The sequence below is a fragment of the Hyphomonas oceanitis genome (assembly GCF_036964545.1).
Taxonomy (GTDB): Bacteria; Pseudomonadota; Alphaproteobacteria; order Caulobacterales; family Hyphomonadaceae; genus Hyphomonas; species Hyphomonas oceanitis.
Window position 1 is genome coordinate 550,863 of the sequence record NZ_JBALTL010000001.1, and the last position, 16,422, is coordinate 567,284.

At 60.0% G+C, this 16,422-nt stretch carries 18 protein-coding genes; 11 read left to right on the top strand and 7 right to left on the bottom strand.

What is annotated here, in order from left to right; all coding sequences use genetic code 11:
* The first annotated feature begins 110 nt into the window (after positions 1–110).
* The 4 genes from V7651_RS02795 (at position 111) to V7651_RS02810 (ending at position 4,106) form a co-directional block, all read left to right on the top strand.
* The gene (locus V7651_RS02795) at positions 111–1,424 is read left to right on the top strand and encodes a carboxylate--amine ligase (RefSeq protein WP_034738700.1); all 1,314 of its coding nucleotides are present in this window, start codon (positions 111–113) and stop codon (positions 1,422–1,424) included.
* 5 nt (positions 1,425–1,429) lie between these two features.
* Positions 1,430–2,140: a gamma-glutamyl-gamma-aminobutyrate hydrolase family protein gene (locus tag V7651_RS02800; RefSeq protein WP_051615072.1), complete on the top strand. Its 711-nt coding sequence runs from the start codon at positions 1,430–1,432 to the stop codon at positions 2,138–2,140.
* Between the two features lie 37 nt (positions 2,141–2,177).
* Complete coding sequence (locus V7651_RS02805; protein ID WP_034739086.1) at positions 2,178–3,188, top strand: NAD(P)H-dependent glycerol-3-phosphate dehydrogenase; 1,011 nt, start codon at positions 2,178–2,180, stop codon at positions 3,186–3,188.
* A 72-nt stretch (positions 3,189–3,260) separates the two neighbouring features.
* On the top strand, positions 3,261–4,106 hold the full coding sequence (locus tag V7651_RS02810; RefSeq protein WP_034738698.1) for a crotonase/enoyl-CoA hydratase family protein: 846 nt from the start codon (positions 3,261–3,263) through the stop codon (positions 4,104–4,106).
* Positions 4,107–4,108: 2 nt separating this feature from the next.
* On the opposite strand, the gene V7651_RS02815 is transcribed toward V7651_RS02810, so the two are convergent.
* Positions 4,109–4,384, bottom strand: coding sequence for a hypothetical protein (locus tag V7651_RS02815; RefSeq protein WP_034738696.1), 276 nt, complete (start codon positions 4,382–4,384; stop codon positions 4,109–4,111).
* Positions 4,385–4,633: 249 nt separating this feature from the next.
* Positions 4,634–5,056, bottom strand: coding sequence for a hypothetical protein (locus V7651_RS02820; RefSeq protein WP_162176908.1), 423 nt, complete (start codon positions 5,054–5,056; stop codon positions 4,634–4,636).
* Between the two features lie 205 nt (positions 5,057–5,261).
* Here V7651_RS02820 and V7651_RS02825 point away from each other — a divergent pair, with 205 nt between their 5' ends.
* Positions 5,262–6,242: a Gfo/Idh/MocA family protein gene (locus tag V7651_RS02825; RefSeq protein ID WP_034738694.1), complete on the top strand. Its 981-nt coding sequence runs from the start codon at positions 5,262–5,264 to the stop codon at positions 6,240–6,242.
* On the opposite strand, the gene V7651_RS02830 is transcribed toward V7651_RS02825, so the two are convergent.
* The 3 genes from V7651_RS02830 to V7651_RS02840 all read right to left on the bottom strand — a co-directional run bounded on the left by V7651_RS02830 (position 6,243) and on the right by V7651_RS02840 (position 9,804).
* Positions 6,243–7,850, bottom strand: a complete 1,608-nt coding sequence (locus V7651_RS02830; protein ID WP_034738692.1) for a DUF4332 domain-containing protein — start codon at positions 7,848–7,850, stop codon at positions 6,243–6,245. It lies immediately after the preceding gene.
* A gap of 99 nt (positions 7,851–7,949) precedes the next feature.
* Positions 7,950–8,411 (bottom strand): DUF3592 domain-containing protein, encoded by a 462-nt coding sequence (locus V7651_RS02835; protein ID WP_034738690.1) that lies wholly within the window; start codon positions 8,409–8,411, stop codon positions 7,950–7,952.
* A gap of 52 nt (positions 8,412–8,463) precedes the next feature.
* Positions 8,464–9,804, bottom strand: coding sequence for an acyl-CoA dehydrogenase family protein (locus tag V7651_RS02840; protein ID WP_034738687.1), 1,341 nt, complete (start codon positions 9,802–9,804; stop codon positions 8,464–8,466).
* A 246-nt stretch (positions 9,805–10,050) separates the two neighbouring features.
* Here V7651_RS02840 and V7651_RS02845 point away from each other — a divergent pair, with 246 nt between their 5' ends.
* A complete protein-coding gene (locus V7651_RS02845; protein ID WP_051615069.1) occupies positions 10,051–10,347 on the top strand; it encodes a DUF8200 family protein in 297 nt (98 codons plus the stop codon).
* A 69-nt stretch (positions 10,348–10,416) separates the two neighbouring features.
* Here the strand turns inward: V7651_RS02845 and V7651_RS02850 are convergent, their stop codons facing one another.
* The gene (locus V7651_RS02850; RefSeq protein ID WP_034738684.1) at positions 10,417–10,812 is read right to left on the bottom strand and encodes a VOC family protein; all 396 of its coding nucleotides are present in this window, start codon (positions 10,810–10,812) and stop codon (positions 10,417–10,419) included.
* A gap of 19 nt (positions 10,813–10,831) precedes the next feature.
* On the bottom strand, positions 10,832–11,218 hold the full coding sequence (locus V7651_RS02855) for a DUF302 domain-containing protein (RefSeq protein ID WP_034738679.1): 387 nt from the start codon (positions 11,216–11,218) through the stop codon (positions 10,832–10,834).
* A 175-nt stretch (positions 11,219–11,393) separates the two neighbouring features.
* On the opposite strand from V7651_RS02855, the gene V7651_RS02860 reads away from it, so the two are divergent.
* The 5 genes from V7651_RS02860 (at position 11,394) to V7651_RS02880 (ending at position 16,264) form a co-directional block, all read left to right on the top strand.
* Entirely contained in the window at positions 11,394–12,296 is a 903-nt protein-coding gene (locus tag V7651_RS02860; protein ID WP_034738677.1) for a haloalkane dehalogenase, read from the top strand.
* On the top strand, positions 12,296–12,691 hold the full coding sequence (locus V7651_RS02865; protein ID WP_034738675.1) for an NUDIX domain-containing protein: 396 nt from the start codon (positions 12,296–12,298) through the stop codon (positions 12,689–12,691). Before V7651_RS02860 ends, V7651_RS02865 begins: the two co-directional genes overlap by 1 nt.
* Before the next feature lie 49 nt (positions 12,692–12,740).
* On the top strand, positions 12,741–13,370 hold the full coding sequence (locus tag V7651_RS02870) for a YdcF family protein (RefSeq protein WP_081812113.1): 630 nt from the start codon (positions 12,741–12,743) through the stop codon (positions 13,368–13,370).
* Between the two features lie 203 nt (positions 13,371–13,573).
* Positions 13,574–14,584 (top strand): hypothetical protein, encoded by a 1,011-nt coding sequence (locus V7651_RS02875; protein ID WP_051615068.1) that lies wholly within the window; start codon positions 13,574–13,576, stop codon positions 14,582–14,584.
* Between the two features lie 42 nt (positions 14,585–14,626).
* The gene (locus tag V7651_RS02880; RefSeq protein WP_034738670.1) at positions 14,627–16,264 is read left to right on the top strand and encodes a ShlB/FhaC/HecB family hemolysin secretion/activation protein; all 1,638 of its coding nucleotides are present in this window, start codon (positions 14,627–14,629) and stop codon (positions 16,262–16,264) included.
* Positions 16,265–16,422 lie beyond the last annotated feature (158 nt).

Below are 16,422 nucleotides of genomic sequence, written 5' to 3' on the forward strand. Positions count from 1 at the left end.
ATGGCTTTGACATGGTTTCCAACAGTGCCTATCGGTCCTCAGTCATCTGACAGGAACGAAGCCCTGACAGATGCGTTCGTGCAGTAGCAGCAGGGCATTCGGGAGATTCCATGACAGAGTTCAAAGGGCGCGCGATCGTCACCTATGGCCGCAGCCTGATGGCCGTCGTGATCGCACATTCGCTTTCAAAACAGGGTATTGAAGTCATTACTTGTGACAGCGTCGGCATGACGGCGGCCTCATTCTCGCGCTTCACCGAAGGCAATTTCGTACATGCCGATCAGGCAGATGATCCGCGCCGCTATCTTGCCGACATGGTCGCTCATGTCCGTGAACTGAAGCCCAAGGACAACCGGCCCTATATCCTGATCCCGACATTCAGGGATGGGAAATTCCTGTCCGAGCACCGCGAGAAATTTGAGGGCCTGATCACGCTCGCCGCGGCCGATTTCGCATCCATCGACCAGGTCGACCCAAAGCAGCATCTCGTCGAAACACTGAAGCCCTTGGATATCGCCGCACCGAAAACCTTCACGCCCACCACAGAGGAAGAGGTTAAATCGGCGGTGGCCGAGCTTTCCATGCCGGCCCTCATCAAGGCCGTCGATGAAGTTGGCGGGCGGGGCATCGAGTTCTTTCAGGACAAGGACAAGCTCCTCAAGCGCGCCATCGAACGCGTTGCGAAGGAAAATCCGCCGCCCCTGATTCAGCAAGCTGCCGATGGAGAGGACTATTGCCTCGGCGTGCTCTACGAGAACGGCGAACTGCGCGCCCACATGGCCTATCACAACCTTCAGAACATGCCCTCCGAAGGCGGCGCTGGCGCCATGCGCGAGACCATCGACGACGCGCCCTTCATACGCGCCGCCAACACGCTCATGAGAGCTGTCGGCTGGAACGGTGTCGCCGAGATCGACTTCATGTGGAGCGGGAAGCCGGAAGACGAACCGGTCATAATCGAGGTAAACCCTCGTTTTTGGGCGGGCCTCTTCCAGAGCGTCGAATCCGGCGTCGATTTCCCCTGGCTTCTCTATCAGCTGTTCGCAAACGGAACCGTGGAGGAATCCAGGGACGCTGTTATCGGCACTAAAACCCGCATCCCCGTCGCATGGGCAGCGGGCGCCATCAAGGATGCGCTGTCGGCGGATATAGACACCGAAGGTGCCAAGGCGGCCGTTCGCGACATGATGGATCATGTGGAAAAGGGCGAGCTTCGCAGTGCGTTCAGCGCCCTGAAGACAGCGTTCGGCAAGGCCACCAATCTCGAGGAAGGCATCGCACTCCTGCGCAAGCAGGCACGTAATGCAAAAAGCGCCAAATCAGAACTGATGTTCGATGACGATCCCATGACCTCCCTCGGCATCTTTTTCATCCTCAGCTCCCTCGCCCGCCACGGCAAACTCCCGCCGGAAGTGACGGACTAGACGGTATGACGGACAGGCCCATCGTCGGCATCACGAAGCCCGAACATGGCGATAATCTCGCCTATGCCGCCATCGCGCTGGCCGTGCGGCTGGCGGGCGGAACGCCCGAAACACTCACCACTGGCATGTCATGGCGCGAGGCGCCGATTGATGCGCTGGTCATTGGCGGCGGCTCGGATGTGTTCCCGCCGCACTATGATCAGGAAGCCATCGAAGACGCCCATTATGATCGCGGCCGCGACGAAATGGAAATGTACTGGGCCCGCACCGCACGCAATACGGACCTGCCCACCCTCGCCATATGCCGCGGCGCACAGGTCATGAACGTGGCTGGCGGCGGCACATTGCATCAGGAACTGGAAGGCGTGTTCGAGGACGTGGATTATCCCTCCACCCTTCCGGGCCATATCCTGTATCGAAAGGAAATCGACACCACGGACGGCAGTCTCATCCGCGATATTCTTGGCAAGGCGACAGTAAGGGTCAACTCGATCCACAAGCAGGCCATCGCAAAGATCGGCAAGAACCTTGTCATCACCGCGCAAGAGGCCAATGGGGTCGTGCAGGCTATCGAAGACCCCAGCAAGACCTTCTATCTCGGCGTTCAGTTCCATCCAGAATTCATGACCTATCGGGCCAAGTTTCGCAGGATATTCGCGCGCCTCGTGGAAGCCGCCTATGAGGCCCGAACAACCAGCGCGCAACCGCAGTCTTGAGCTTGCTCCCGCCCGCAACTTCGATAAGTCTCCGGCCATGACCCAGGCTTTCAAGACATTCGGTGTAATCGGCGGCGGCGCATGGGGCACAGCCATTGCGCAGATGCTATGCCGCGACGGGCAGGACGTGACCCTCTGGTGCCTTGAGGCTGAAGTCGCGGACGCCATCAACACTGTTCACGAGAACACGGTTTTCCTCTCCGGCGTGCCGCTGAAACCCGCCCTGCGGGCCACCACCAATCTGGCCGATCTCTACAATCTCGATGCCCTGTTCGCAGTCGCCCCCGCCCAGCATACCCGAAGCACACTGGCCGCCCTGAAGGGCCATATCGCGCCCGGAACGCCCGTCGTCCTCTGTTCGAAAGGCATCGAGCTTTCCTCGGGAAAGTTCATGACACAGGTGCTCGCCGACGCCTTGCCTGAAGCGAGCCCTGCCGTCATGTCCGGCCCCAGCTTTGCCATCGACGTCGCCAAGGGCTTGCCAACTGCCGTGACGCTCGCTGTGGAAGATGAATCCATCGGCAGCGAACTCATCCAGGCTATCTCCACGCCAACCTTCAGGCCCTACCTCGCCACCGACCTGCTCGGCGCCGAGATTGGCGGCGCGGTCAAGAACGTGCTCGCCCTTGCCTGCGGCATTGCCCTCGGAAAGGGCCTTGGACGGTCTGCCCATGCCGCCCTCATTGCCCGGGGAAGCGCCGAAATGACCCGTCTTGCCCTCGCACTGGGCGCAGACCGCGAGACCATGTCGGGCCTCTCGGGCCTCGGCGATCTCGTCCTGACCTGCAGTTCGGAAACCAGCCGCAACATGAGCTGCGGCCTCGCCCTCGGGCGCGGCGAAAGCCTTGAAAGCATCATGGGCGCCCGCAACGCGGTCACGGAAGGGGTCGCCACCGCCCCCGTGCTACGCCGTCTGGCCAGCGAACACGGCGTCGACATGCCCATCTGCGACGCCGTTGCCGCCGTCATTGAAGGCGAGATCAGCGTGGATGATGCCATCACAACCCTGCTCATGCGCCCCAACAAGGCCGAAAGCGTGTTGGCCTGAGCCTCTCGCGAGGTCACATCTGGCCAGCTAGCTGACCCGTGCTAGTCTCTCGCGAAATCGAGGAGACGCCCCATGTTGCAGAAAACCTATGAAGCCTTCACCGTCACGATCGAGGACAAGGTCGCGCATATCCAGATGAGCCGCCCCGAGGCGATGAACACGATGAACAAGGCGTTCTGGAACGAATTGCCTGCCATCATTCGTGATATCGACATGAACGTGCGCGCGCGCTGCATCGTGATCTCATCGACAGGCAAGCATTTCTCCGCCGGAATGGACCTCGCCGTATTCGGCTCGGGCGAAGGCGGCGGCAAGGTTGATCGCTATGTCGCGGCTGAGGCGTTCCGCTCCAATATCCGCCAGATCCAGTCCAGCTTCAACGTGCTGGAAGAGGCGCGCGTCCCCGTTCTCTTCGCCCTCCATGGCGGCGTCATCGGCGGTGCCATCGACATGATCTCCGCCGGCGACATCCGCTGGTGCACAAAGGATGCTTTCTTCACGATCATGGAAACCAATATCGCCATGACGGCAGATGTTGGCACCTTCCCGCGCCTGCAACGCTACATCCCGGAAGGCTGGGTCAAGGAAATGGCCTATACCGGCCGCCGCATCGATTCCGCCACAGCCAAGGATATAGGCCTGGTCAATGATGTCTTCGAGACGCACGAAGCCTGCGTTGCCCACGCGCTCGCAACAGCCAGGGAAATCGCGTCGAAAGACCCGCTGACGGTCACAGGCTGCAAGACCCTGATCAATTACGCCCGCGACCACAACACGGCCGATACGCTGGACTATATCGGCGTCTGGAACGCCGCCATGCTGCCGCCGTCGCATATGCAGGAAGCCTTTGCCGCCCGCGCAGAAAAGCGCGATCCGGACTATCCGGACCTTCTCAAACTGCGCGATACGCCGATGTAGGCTTAGGCCGACACAATCCTGTAAACTGCTGTCGCCGTCATCACGACCGTGTCGCCGCAGGATGCCGCACCGCCTGTGAACAGCACGGTGCGTGTCTTGCGGTCAACGCGGGCCTTGAACACTGGCTCGCCAGTCACGTCGGCGCCGGTCACGTCGATAGTGACCGAGACGAGTTCCACGGCGTCTGGTGCACAGACAGTCTCTGCATCGGCGCGGATGGCAGCCATCAGGTCGAGCGCAAACCGCTCGTCCGCGCGCAGTCCGTTCAGTGTTCGCATGTCTGTTCCTCGATCAGCAGGGCTGGTCACGCTGTAACGACACATCTGGCGAAAGAAAAGAGCCAGTCCCGCCTGGAAAGGGGCAGCGGGCTGGCTCTTCCGGCGCAAGACCGAGCGGGAGGGCTCCAAGTATCAGTCATCGCAGCCTGTTCTTGTTACGTGATGGATCGCCAAGCGGATCAGCTGGAATCAAAAAAACCGCCCTTTTGGGGCGGCCTTGTTTGGAAGCATCGATTGATCCTGCAGAGATCAGGCGGCTTTTGCGGCCTTGAGTTCGGCATCCAGATCATGGCCGATCAGGTCGCCCAGATGTCCGAAGCCTGTCATCTCGCAATGCTCTTCCATGAATGTCGAAATCGACGGCAGAAGATGGCCAATGGCCTTGTGGTCCAGCCCGATCTTGTGAAGCGATCCGATCATGGTCTGCGCGACAACGCGCTTGCCGCCGGGCGTCTGCTCGATCAGGCGAGCAATAATGCCGGTGGCTGCGCCGAACTCCGACCCTGTGCGAGCGGCGAGCGCACGAGCGCCGGGGATGGCCTTGAACATCGCCGGTGCGAAGGGAGAAGCCTGTCGCTCAGCTGAATTCAATACAATCCCCAGCGCCTTAGTAGCGGTAGGTTCCGAGAGTCCATTGATTGTAGCGATGTGCGCAATGAGAACATTCAGCATTAGCGTGGCACTCCTAGGATTAATGGCTCCGGAACCCCCATTAACCTCCCACATGCTTTCCGCTTCCTTTACACGGCCCCGCAGATTCCAACTCATTTGCCACACTCCGTTAAGCGCTGTTAGGACGGGGTAAACAACGGGCTCGTTTTTGTTTACGTCCTGTCCACAGGCCAAGCGAAGGTCTCATGAAAACAAGGCATCTCACATGATCAGGATCGGCATTCTCGGCGCAGCGAAAATTGCACCCAAAGCAGTCATCGCTCCGGCCAGCGCGCGGACCGACTGCGAAGTGATCGCCATGGCCGCACGCGATGCCGATCGCGCGCGGGCCTATGCCGATGAACATGGCATCCCGCACGTCCCCGACTCCTACGAAGACCTGCTCGCCCGCGACGACATCGACCTTATCTACAATGCCCTACCCCCGCATCGCCATGCTGACCTGACAATCGCTGCACTTGAGGCCGGAAAGGCCGTGCTGTGCGAGAAGCCCTTTGCGATGAATGCAGTCGAAGCCGCGCAGATGGTCGAGGCCTCGACCCGCACCGGCAAGCCCCTCATCGAAGCCTTCCATTATCGCTTCCACCCAGCCTTCCAGCGGGTGTTCGATATTGTGCGCAGCGGCCAGCTCGGCGTCGTGCACCGCATCGAGGCGGCCTTTGACGTCACTATCCCATACCGCCCCGGCGAACTGCGCCACACACTGACCGTGGGCGGCGGCGCGTTGATGGACCTTGGCTGCTACCCCCTGCACGCCGTGCGCACCCTGATCGGCGCGGAACCGACCGTGGTTTCCGCCACAGCGCAGTGCGAACACCCCGGTGTTGACCTGAAAACGGTCGCTGAAGTCACCTTCCCCGGCGGGGAGACGGCATCAATCCATACCAGCATGGCGCCTGACACGCCCTTCAATGCCTGGATCAGGGTCGTAGGATCGGACGGCCACCTAGAGATCACCAACCCCATCCATCCCCATCGCGGCCACAGCATCGCGACCACGATAAAGGGCAACACCGAGACCTTCACGGTCGACGGAGAGGCTACCTATGACCACCAGCTAGCCCATGTGATGGATGTAATGGCCGGGCGCACTGCGCCGCTGACAGGTGGCAAGGATGCCGTTGGCAACATGACGGCCATCGACGCAATCTACCGCGCCGCCGGGCTGAATCCACGCGGCTTCTGATCAGGCGGCGCTGGCCTGCGCCATGCTAATCCAGCCTTCAACCTCGTCTTCCTCGAAATTGGCATCTTCCCACAGCACCCGCTCGCCCTGAGGCGATGTCAGGAAGTCCATGGACGCGAGGAATACATCGCGCGCCGAGGCCGCTGCCAGTTCAGCCGCCGTCCGGATGCCCGCTCCGACAAGGATTTGCGCATCATGCACGCGCAGGCCTGGCACATCCATCATTAGCCGGGTCTGGTCCTGCCAGTCGATCAGCGTATCGGCATCAATATGCTGCACGGCGAGCAGGCTGGCGGTTTCCTCTGGATCGCAGTCCATCAGATCGCCGACCGTTGTAATGCCGGCACGGCCCAGCCGCTTGGCCGTTTTCCGGCCGATCGAAGGGGCATCCACGACAGGCGACTCACGCGTCAGGCGCCCACGTCCACCAATCTCCGTAACATCTGCAGGTTCAGGTGCAGCCTCGGCGACTGGTTCCGGCGCGGGCTGGGGCTTTGGCGCTGGCTTGGGTATTTCCTTCACGGCTTCCGGTTGGGGCGCTGGCTTCGGCTCTACTTTCGCAATAGGCGCCGGGGCGGGCTTGGGCTCAGCCTTGGCAACTGGTTTCGGCGTCGGAGCTTCCGCCTTCGGTGCCTCGACAGGCGCCTTCTTCAGTGCGCTGCCCAGCGGCGCCAGTTCCTGCGCATCGAGCTGTTTCAGCGGTACGCGCAACACCTGTTTCGCGTGAAGTTTGCGAATAGCCTTGTCATCGTCCGGCAGGGTCTTCACTACCTTCCCGGTCTTCTGGAATTCGGCATACATGCGCTCAACCTGGCGGCGGTCACCCGCATCGGCCAGCTTCTTCGAGATTACGCGAAGCGGAATATCAAGCGTCTCGATATAGCCTTGAATGGTGAGGTTCACCTTCGGGGGCGCCACAGCCGCCTCTGCGATCGCCCGCGACATGAGTACGGCCATGCCCGCCGTCGCATAGGCCACAAGGTCAGCCACGATTTCCAGCATGGTTTCGTCGAGGCCAGCCGGCGGATCCTTCACGCCGACATCAAGGTCATAATGGTCGATAAATGTGTGGTAGTGCGGGTGCGAGCGCTCGGCCCCGGCGCGCACCATGTCTGACACAAAGCCCACGCCCTCCGGCACCGCTATCTCGGGGTACCCAAGCGTATCGATCCTAAACGCGATCTCGACCTGAGACTTGGCAATACTCCACTCCACAGCGCGATGGATGGCGCCTTCTTCCTCGGTTTGGCCGGTGTGGAAGGGCTGCAGCGGGTCAGCATAATAGTGGCTCAGCACGCCGAGCGCATAGGCGGCTTCGCTCCACTTCTTGCGCGCCAGCAAGTCGACGGCTTTGGCATACCACTCTGTCGCCTTGTCACGCGCCCCGCCCCATTCCCCCTCGGAAATGTGCAGGACGTGATTGCGGAAATCCTTGAAGGTCGTGTCCGGCGCCTTGGCACCTTTCAGCAAGTGCTCGTGATGCACAAGGAACAGCGACTTCCAGCGCTCGGCCTCGTCGCCCTCGATCAGGTCCAGCGCATTGAACGCAATATGGTGATGTGTCGACGTACAACGGTGCGCCCGGATAACCCGTTCCAGCAGGGACATGCCATGCCTCCAGTCAGTTAATAAAATCAACTGAACCATTTACCTTTTAGGGTTACCGCCGGATTAACCGCAGAGTGCTCCGGGCAGGAAAGCACCCTCTCAAGTGCTTACTGCATCGCGCCTGCAACGGATAAGAAAGATAATGAAGCCGATCATGACGACCAAGGCAGGCGTCAGAATGACGGCAGCCGCGATCGCCCCGCTCCGCCCGCCATCCGGGTAAACCGATACCGATTCCGGCGCGTCCATATTGACGTAAAGCGTGAATTCGCGACCTGGCGGCCAGTCGTCCAGCGCATCAAGGGCAACGTCCCTGTCAGCATAAACAAACACGTCACGCCGCGTTTCATAAACACGGCCATGGAATTCATAACGCGCATCCGCCTGAATGGCCCATTCTGGCGTACCCTTCCGGACGGATGCGATATTTGCCGACTGGACAGAGGCCTGCACGGGCTGCCAGTGCCTTGGAAGAACCGCGTCGACCAGGACCCCAACGATTAACATCGCACCGACAAACACTGCCAGCACAAGCGCCGTCTGCTTAAGCCGTTTGAACATGGTGTGTAAGTTCCCGCGCGAGCTGGAGCCTGCGCGGGATCATACTACGGTGCTACCGAACGGCAAAATCCGTCGGTTCGGTGCTCTTGCCCTTGGCATCTTTTTCGCCCTTGGGCTGGCCGTGCTTTTGCGCGCCCATGAAGCCGAAGATGTGTCCGGCAACCTTGCGCATCTGGATTTCTTCTGAGCCCTCGGTGATGCGATAGCGGCGGTGGTGGCGATAGATATGCTCGAACGGTGTGTGGCGCGAATAACCCATGCCGCCATGGATCTGCATCGCGCGGTCGGCCGCGTTGCAGCAGAGCCGGTTTGCCCGGTAGTTGCACATCGACACCTTGTCCGAGAGCTTGATCGCGACTTCGGGCTTGGACATCTGGTCCATTTCCCACGCCGTCTTGAAGATCAGCAGACGCAGCATCTCGGCTTCCGACATGAGTTCCACAATCGGAAACTGGATCGCCTGATTGGTCGACAGTTTCTTGCCGAACGGTGCGCGCGTGTTGGCGTAATCGATTGAACTGTCGATACAGAACATCGCCGCACCAACCGAGCTGGCTGCCTGGCGAATACGGTTCTCGTGCACGAAGTGCTGGGCCAGCGCGAGGCCGCCTTCCGGCGGGCCGAACACCGCGCTTTCGGGCACCCACACATCCTTGATGGTAAGGCGCGGGTGATCGGTCGGCATGTTGAACGTCCACATGTACTCGATGATCTCGATGCCCGGATCATCTGCCGGTACGAGCAGGCAGGTAATGCCGCGCGCGTCACCGTCCTCGCCGCTGGTACGGGCAAAGCACATCATGTGGCTGGCATGGTGCATGCCGGTGATCCACATCTTCTCGCCATTGATCAGCCAGCCATCCTTGCCGTCTTTCTTGTGACGGACGGCGCGGGTTTCCATATGCGTGGCATCAGAGCCGTGGTTTGGCTCTGTCAGGCCGAACGTCGCGCGGAACTTGCCTTCAAGGGCCGCTGTGGCGAGGTGTTTCTGGTCTTCGCGGGCAAAGTCGCGCAGCATCAGGATCTGCGGCATGTTGCCGACGATGGAATGCTCGTTCTGCAGGTCATTGTGCAGTCCAAGCCCCTTGCGGGCCAGATGCTCACGGATGATTGCCATTGCGAGGTTCGACCCGTTCTGGCCGCCATATTCCTTCGGCAGGCCGTAGCGCAGGTGTCCCGCCTCGTCCGCAAGACGTCTCGCCTCGCCAAGCAGCGCTTCCCATTCCTTGCGAGGCAGGCCCTGATTCTCGAAATCCGTCCGGGCCCATTCGCGGCGATGGTCGAAGAAACGGATATTGTCGTCCTTCTGCTCCAGCGGCTTTATCTTGTCTTCGATGAACTGATCGAGAACGACCAGATAGTCGGCGATATCCTGCGGAATGCTGAAGTCCATTATGTATCTCTCCCTGGCGCGTGGCCTTGTTCTTTAGGTCACTCTAACCCACGCACAGGCAGGAGCAATTTGTGTCGTAGGGGCAACCTGCCCCTCCAATCGCTTCCCTCGGGATATCGCAAAATTCTACTTTCTGAACGCTTGACGAATTATTCAGCGTTTGATAGTCATTAAACGGAAGGGAAGTCTCCCTTTATCCACCGTGTTGCACGCACACATCATAACCCCGAACAAAGGCAGCCTCCCATGCTCCGTTCTGCAATTCTCGGCGCCGCCGCACTGGCGCTCACCGCTCCCGCTTTCGCCGCAAACTTCGTTTTCGAAACGGCGCAGCCTGTCACTGAAAAGCATGTCATCGCCGAGAGCGTGGTCTGGACATGCGAAGGCACGACCTGCGTCGGCGATCTCGACCGCAAGAAAGCCTCTGTCCGCATCTGCAAGAAAATCGCCAAGGAAGTCGGCGTCGTTACGGCCCTGCGCAACGATAATTCCGAACTGACGGCTGAAGAACTCGAAGCCTGCAAGGCCTCGGCCAAGAGCTAAGCTCTCCAAGTATCGACAATCTCTCCTCGGGCCGCCACGGGACAACCGCGGCGGCCGCTTTTTATGGCATTATTCAGCCGGCGGCTCGACGGGTTGCCACAACTCCACCTTGCGCCCGTCCGGGTCCATGATCCAGACAAAGTGGCCATAGGGCTCATTCAACGGCTCGCCTTCCAATGCGATACCCTCCGCCTCGAGCCGGGCAATCATGCCCGGCATGTCGTCGACCATCAGGTTCATCATGAAGTCGCTGTCTGACGGTTTGAAATAATCGCTGTCGCCCTTGAACGGCGACCACACGGTCTGCGCGCCTCTCGGGAATACACTTGCCGCCGCAGCGTGGCTGAACATGCTGCCGCCAAATTCCTCGATCTTTATGCCGAGGACACGCGCATACCAGGCGCGCGTCGCCTCAGCATCCTTGCAAAGGAAGAACAGCCCTCCCAGGCCAATCACTTTCGCCATTCAAATCCCCTCCAGGTATTTATATGGCCGCGATCGCCTCTGCGAGAAGATCGCGGACCTCTCCCGCCACGTGCTTGAGATCATCATTGTCGATTGACTGCATCGATGCAACGGGATCAACCGCGCTGACTTCGACATCGTCGCCAACCTGTCTCAGGATCACATTGCATGGCAGCATCGCGCCGACACGCGGCTCCATGCTGATTGCCTTATACGCCATGTCCGGATTGCAGGCGCCCAGAATAAGATATGGCATCATGTCGACACCCAGCTTCTTCTTCATGGTGGCAGCGACGTCAATTTCTGTAAGAACGCCGAACCCTTTGCCGGCAAGCGCTTTACGCGTGCGTTGACCAACGACGTCGAAGTCTGCCCCCGCAATTGCCCGGTTGATTGTGTACGACATGGCACGCTCCGCAATATGTCCGGGTCTGCCGGCACAGCCGCATCCGTGTGGACGCAATGCCATGCTAACATATTCCCCAGGCAACCATATGCGGGGTTTTACGAAGGGCTGCCTGTTGGCATCCCCCCATGCCTAACGCATGGTGCACGGGCAAACCCACCACGGAGGCAGCGCTATGCCGATAGAAGCCAAACGCACGTCTGACGACCGGTTCGAGAACCTGCCCGGCTATGGTTTTGCGCCCCATTATATCGAAGATCTCCCTGGCTATGAGGGCCTGCGCGTCCATTATGTTGACGAGGGTCCGCAGGATGCCGTGCGTACTTATCTTTGCCTGCACGGCGAACCTTCATGGGCCTACCTCTATCGCAAGATGATCCCCGTGTTCCTCGACAGTGGCGCGCGCGTGATCGCGCCGGACTGGCTCGGCTTCGGCCGCTCCGACAAACCCGTCGACGACAATGTCTACACGTTCACGTTTCACCGCGAGATGATGCTGGCCCTGTTAGAACGCCTTAACCTGAAGAACGTCACACTCGTCTGCCAGGACTGGGGCGGCCTCCTTGGGCTCACGCTGCCCATGGACATGCCACAACGGTTCGAGCGCCTCATCGTCATGAACACCACGATTGCGACAGGCCAGTCGCCAAGTGAGGGCTTCGACAATTGGAAAGCCTATATGCGCACGCAGGCAGACGTGGATGTCGCTGCACTGATGAAACGCGGTACGCCCATTCTGTCCGATGCCGAGGCCGCCGCCTATGGCGCACCTTTTCCGGATGCCAGCTACAAGGCCGGGGTGCGACGCTTCCCTGAGCTTGTCATGACGGCGCCAGGTATGGACGGCGTCGATATTTCCAGGCGCGCCGCCCAATGGTGGACCAATAAATGGTCTGGCGACAGCTTCATGGCCATCGGCGCGCAAGACCCGGTGCTCGGCACCGCCACCATGGAACAGCTGCGCAAGACCATACGGGGATGCCCTCCCCCCATGATCGTCGCAGATGGCGGCCACTTCGTTCAGGAATGGGGCGAACCTATAGCATTGGCCGCGCTGAAGCATTTCGGTGAACTCTGATGGACGCCCGACCGGAAGCCGGCTGCGGCGCAGCCATATTTGATGAGAATGGACGCCTCCTCCTGATCCAGCGGCTGACCGAACCGGAAGCTGGCGCCTGGGGACTGCCCGGTGGCAAGATTGATTTTGGCGAGCCCGCGCGAGAGACGGCGCGCCGGGAGATCGCTGAAGAGCTTGGAATCGAAATTGAGGTCGGAAAACTTGCGTGCATTTCCGAAATCATTAACGCGGGAGATGGGCGCCACTGGGTGTCGCCAATCTTCTTCGCACGCCTCGTTGCGGGCGAGCCACGTCTTATGGAGCCTGCGAAGCATGGCGGTTTTGGCTGGTATAGTCTCGACGCCCTGCCAGCATCCATTACGACACCCACAAAGGCTCTCGTGAACGCACTTTGATGCGCACCTGAAGCCTCGCGCACGGTCCGAAACCTGCTAAGATTCGGGTATGAGAAAACTGCGAATCCTGCTGATCCGTCTCCTGTTGGCAGATTTGCTTGCCACGTTGCTCTTTTTCGGGCTGACGCGTTTCGTCGACCAGACCGGCCAGATTACTGACGGCGCAGGCGTGGTCTTTTATTCGAGCTCGCCCCGAGAAGCCGCCGCCCGGATTGACAAGGGCATTGCTCTTCTGAAAGCCGGGAAGGTCGACCGACTGGTCATGGTCGGTGGCCACCGCCCCCAAGAAGGCATCGTCGGCAGTCAGGAAATGGCCCTCAGTGCGATACGCAAATCGGGCTATGGCGCGCGCATTTCCGCAGATGTCACCTCCCGCGATACGATATCAGGCCTGCAGAATCTGGCTGACCAGCCTGGCCTCACGGGCGCGCGGCAACTTGTGTTTGTATCCAATTGCATGCACCTTATGCGCGCAAAAACAATCTACCACTCAGTCGCGCATGGTGGCCCGCCTGCACGCTCCGCGTGTGCTAAATCGAGCCTCAATCCGATAGATATCTGGAAGCGCGCTCATTACGAAGCTGCGGCGTGGGTGCTGTATATTTTGCCCGCCAAATGGCGCGACAGCATTCTCGATCGCCTTCGCGGACAGGGACCTACAGCGACCCAGGCATTGTAGACCCAATAAATTCAACGCATTAGGAGGCATATCCTCCCCTTGGGGAAAGCCGCGCCCGATTTCGTTAATTTATCCTATTCAATACAATATACTCAAAATAAACTTCTGAAAGAATATTCTCCGAGAATTAGATTTACCGGGCCTGCGAGATGGATCGAAGATATCCGCCGCGAGGTTGATCCGGAACAACGGAGGAGTACTCAATGCCCAACTTGAAAATCACAGTCGCAGCCCTGGGAACGATCCTGGCGCTCACCGCATGCAACTCATCGGGAAGCACGCGTTATGCCAGCATCGGCAAAACGGGTCCGCAAGGCGTTGCCGGTCCCGCAGGCAAAGCTGGCGAGAACGGAGCGACCGGTGCAACCGGTGCAACCGGCGAGACCGGCGCAACAGGAGCAACAGGGGCAATGGGCGCCCAAGGCATGCCAGGCATGGTCGGCCCACAAGGTCCGGCTGGCGAGCCAGGCGGCAACTTTGCACTTGGTGACACAGGCATGATCGCAACAGGCGGGCTTGTCGGTGCCGAAGGTGTCGCTGGAACAGGCCTGTTCGCCAACCTTGGTGACCCGTCCGCGTCCATTCCGGTCGTCTCGGAAACATCGGCTGGCGGCGGCACCGCGATCGCATCGCTGGGCGGCGGCCTTGACGATATTATCGACCAGGTTGACCAGACCGGCACACTTTCGACAGTCACCTCACCGGTTACGGAAACCGTCAGTAATGTGGGCGCGGCTCTTACGTCATTCGGTACAGATGGTGCACCGCTTGTCGATGGACTGACATCGTCCGTGGCACCGATCCTGACGGCTAGCGTCGGTGGCGGTACGGCCCTTGGCGACTCATCCGGCACGTCTGTGCTGGGCGTGAGCGTCCTGTCCCCTGACCAGACCAGCGGCTCGCTCGCAGAAGTCGGCGTCGCCAGCAATGACACGCTACTTAATGTCGACCTGGCAACTTCGAGCGATACCGGGGTGTCCCTCGGTGGGCTCGCAAGTGTCGATCTCGGACCGGTCACAGCAGGCCTGAACGATCTCGGTGGCGCTTCGGACCTCACAGGCACGCTGGATGGAGGCCTGACGGATACGGTTGGCGACGCGCTGACGAGTACTGTCGGCGATGTCCTCTCGGGTGATCTGGCTCCGGCCGATCCTGCCGACACGCCTGTTGGCTCCGCCGTCTCAGGCCTGCTCGGTGGCCTCGGACTGAACTAGGCAGTCCGGCTCTCCCAATCCTTGAAGACTGAAGAGGCAATCATGAAGCATCGCATGCAAGCTGCAAAACCATGGCTACTTGGTGCGGTGCTTCTCTCTTCTTCAAATCTGGCTCATTCGGGAGAACCCATCCAGCCGCCCGATGACCACCTGGATCCCGGGTACGCCAAAGAGGGCCTTAGCGTTCCGCGCACTGCCCCCGACATAGAAAATGCTGTCACGAGTGTCGCGTCGGACGCCAACGAGACAACCCCGATTGTCGGCATACAGTTCAAGGGCGCCGAAGTGCCCGGCCGCGTCGCAAAGGCGACCGAGGCATTTCTCGGCCAGCCCGCCAACACCGAAACGCTCAAGCAACTCGCCGCCGCCATGACGGCCGCCTATTCGAAATCCGACGTCGCACTCTTTACGATCGCCATTCCCCAACAGGATCTGTCCGACGGCGTCGTCGACGTCTTCATCGCGGAAGGCCGGGTTGCCGACATCGTGGCCCTCCGCTCTGGCGAACAGATCGTGGCCCCGCGCCTGCGCGGCTATCTCGAACCCATTCTCGAAGAGACACCCGCAACGCGCGCCACCTATGAGCGCGGTGTCTCCCTTGCCCGTCGCGCTGAAGGCACCAAGGTCACACCGCGCCTGCAGATGGCGCCGGAGCCGGGCGCCATCAATCTCCTCCTGGATGTCGAGGAAAAGAAAAACAGTTTCGCCATCGGCTATGACAGCCGGGAGTCGCGCATTGTCGATTCCGGACGCCTCAGTGCCAGTGCATTTGGCTACAGTCTCCTGCGCGAAGGCGACGTTCTACGCGGTCGGCTCGCCGCGACGCCCGACGGCGAGCAATCGCAGACGGCCAGCCTACAGTATGCCACGCCCATTGGCGTCGAAGGCCTCAAGCTTGATGTCGCAGCGGTTTACCAGGCCTCCCATCCCTCATCGGTTCCAATTGATGGCACCGCAACCTTCCTCTCGGCAGGCCTGAGCTATCCTCTCCTTCTCGATTTCCACCGCGAAGTCACGCTCTCCGCCGTCGTGGATCACACCGAGAGCCGCAACAGCGCCCTCGGCTCTGTCTTCGCAAATGAGCGGGTCGACGCCGCACGGTTTGGCATTCGCGCCGGCCTCATCCAGGAAAACCGCTCCCTCAATGGCAGCCTGACATATTCGCGAGGACTGGATCTGGAGAATGCGGAATCCGCAGTGATGGGCGCCGAGACGGGCTTCAACAAGATTAACGCGACCGCCGGTGTCGTCCAGAAATTGTTGAAGAAACTTTTCCTCCGCCTGCGTGCATCTGGCCAGTGGTCTGACGATATATTGCCTGCCAACGAGCGCCTTATGTATGGCGGCATTGAATATGGACGCGGCTTCGACAATGGCGTGATCAGTTTCGACAAGGGTTATGAAGCCGTCTTCGAGCCAGCATGGCGCCCGATCTCTGATGGCAACCTCGCCAAGAGCGAACTCTACCTTTTCGCGGATTATGCCGAAGGCCGCATCAGCCTCACGCCATCCATAGCCCGTGACTTTAATCTCGGATCGGCAGGAATCGGCGCCCGCCTGGGATATAAAGACTTCGCCACCCTTGGTGTGGAATATGCCGAACCATGGGATGTTCCTGTGACCGGCTTCAACGACGACTCGGTCGTGACGGTCAGTTGGGCCTTCAAGTACCAGCCCTGAAATGAGACATAGGAAGCGGTTACCTGCCCCAAGCATGGGTATGCTTTGGGGCAAAACGAACCATTTGCAGTTATGTTAGCGCTAAAAGTGTTTCAAATCTTCCCGCGGGCAGGCATGAATGTTGCAGATTTTTGGTACGGGCCAACACTGGCCCAATC